Below are 2001 nucleotides of genomic sequence, written 5' to 3'. Positions count from 1 at the left end.
GGATGCGATGGAACCCGCGCGGCAGGACATGGATTAGGAAGCGGCGGATGAACTCGTCGGCCGCAAGCGTCATGACCTGCCGCCGGTCCGCGCCGTCGCGGCGGTAGTCCTTGTAGCGGAAGGTGACACCGTGCTTATCGAACGCGATCAGGCGGCTGTTCGAGATCGCCACCCGGTGGGTGTAGCGCGCCAGGTAGGCGAGCACCGCTTCAGGTCCGGCGAACGGCGCCTTGGCGTATACCACCCATCGCTTCCCCCGAACGGGAGCAAGGTGGCGCAGGAAGGTTCGGCGGTCGGCCAGGTGTGCCATCGTCCCGAAGAAGCCGAGCCGCCCCGCGTCGCGCAGCGCGAGCAGCCGCGTGAGGAAGAGGCGTCGGAACAACTTGCCAAGCACGTGTACCGGGAGCAGAAAGGCCGGCCGCGACGGGATCCAGCGGCTTCTGTCCGGCGCGATGCCGCCGCCCGGCACGATCATGTGCACGTGCGGATGGTGGGTCATCGCCGAACCCCACGTGTGGAGCACGGCGGTGATGCCGATGCGCGCGCCGAGATGCTTCGGATCGGCAGCGATCGTCAGCATCGTCTCCGAAGCCGCCCGGAACAGCAGGTTGTAGACGAGCGCCTTGTTCTGGAAGGCGACGTCGGCGACCTCTGCCGGCAGCGTGAACACGACATGGAAGTAGCCGGCCGGCAGCAGGTCGGCTTCGCGCTCGGCCAGCCATGTCCGCGCCGCCGCGCCCTGGCACTTCGGGCAGTGCCGGTTGCGGCAGGAATTGTAGGCGATGCGCCACTGACCACAGTCCTCGCAGGCTTCGACGTGACCGCCGAGAGCCGCGGTGCGGCAATGCTCGATCGCCGACATGACCTTGAGCTGGGCGAGGCTCAGGTGCCTCGCATGGGCGGCCCTGTAGGCAGGCCCTGCTGCGCGGAAGATGTCGGCGACCTCGACCGAGGCGCGCACGCTCAGCCGCCGGGCGAGATCTCTGTCGGCCTGAACAGCCCGAGCTTGTCGAGCGGGCTCGTGACCGTGCGAACCGTCTTGGTCGCGACCTTCGCATAGAGCGCGGTGTTGTTGAGCTTGGCATGCCCGAGCAGCACCTGGATGATCCGGATGTCGGTGCCGTCCTCCAGCAGGTGCGTCGCGAAGCTGTGGCGCAGCGTGTGCGGCCCGACCCGCTTGGCGATGTCGGCGGCCCGGGCCGCCTCGACGACGATGCGATAGAGCTGCCGCGTGCTGATCGGCTTCATCGCGTGCTGTCCCGGGAACAGCCAGCCGTCGCGGTGCATCACGCCCTGCTGTCGTCCGACCTTCCACCACTCACGCAGCAGCGTCAGCAGATCCTCGGAGAGCATGGCATTGCGATAGCGCCCGCCCTTGCCGCGTTCGACGCGCAGCAGCATGCGCTCGCTGTCGACGTCGGCGACCTTCAGCATCGACACCTCGGCGACGCGCAGGCCAGCACCATAGGCGACCGACAATGCGGCCTGGTGCTTGAGGCACGTGGTGGCATTGAGCAGACGAGCCACCTCGTCGCGGCTGAGCACCACGGGCAGGTTGCGCCGATGCGCCAGCCGAACGAGCCTACGCGCCAGGTCCGGGCGGTCGAGCGTGTGGATGAAGAGGAAGCGCAGCGCCGACACGATGCTGTTCATCGTCGGCACCGGAACGCCGTCCTCCTGCTGCTCGATTTGGAACCGGCGCAGATCGTCGGCGGTCGCCGTGTCAGGTGAACGCCCGAGAAATGCCGCCAGGCGTGCGATGTCGCGGAGATAGTTGCGCTGCGTCTCGCGTGAGAAACGCCGCAGGTTCATGTCGTCGATCAGCCGCTGGCGCAGCGGGCTGACGGGTGCGTCGAGATCAGGGAAAGTCATCGTCAGGCTCCTTGTTGAAGAAGCCCGTCATGCTCTGCCGCTACCGCGCCAGGCTCAATGGAAGCCCGACCTCCGGCCTGTGCCCTCTATCTCAACCCAGGCGCCCTCCCGCGCGAGCGGGTTCGTTCA

2 protein-coding genes are annotated in these 2001 nt (G+C 67.6%); both read right to left on the bottom strand.

The features are described 5' to 3' along the window. Positions 1-961 (bottom strand): IS91 family transposase (locus ICI42_RS23395; RefSeq protein ID WP_188167018.1); only part of this gene is annotated, 961 nt, incomplete at its 3' end. A gap of 2 nt (positions 962-963) precedes the next feature. Continuing rightward, positions 964-1872: a tyrosine-type recombinase/integrase gene (locus ICI42_RS23390; RefSeq protein ID WP_188167017.1), complete on the bottom strand. Its 909-nt coding sequence runs from the start codon at positions 1870-1872 to the stop codon at positions 964-966. Between the last annotated feature and the right edge of the window lie 129 nt (positions 1873-2001).

Source organism: Oryzicola mucosus (assembly GCF_014534685.1).
Lineage (GTDB): Bacteria > Pseudomonadota > Alphaproteobacteria > Rhizobiales > Rhizobiaceae > Oryzicola > Oryzicola mucosus.
This window is presented reverse-complemented; position numbering and strand designations above follow the sequence as displayed.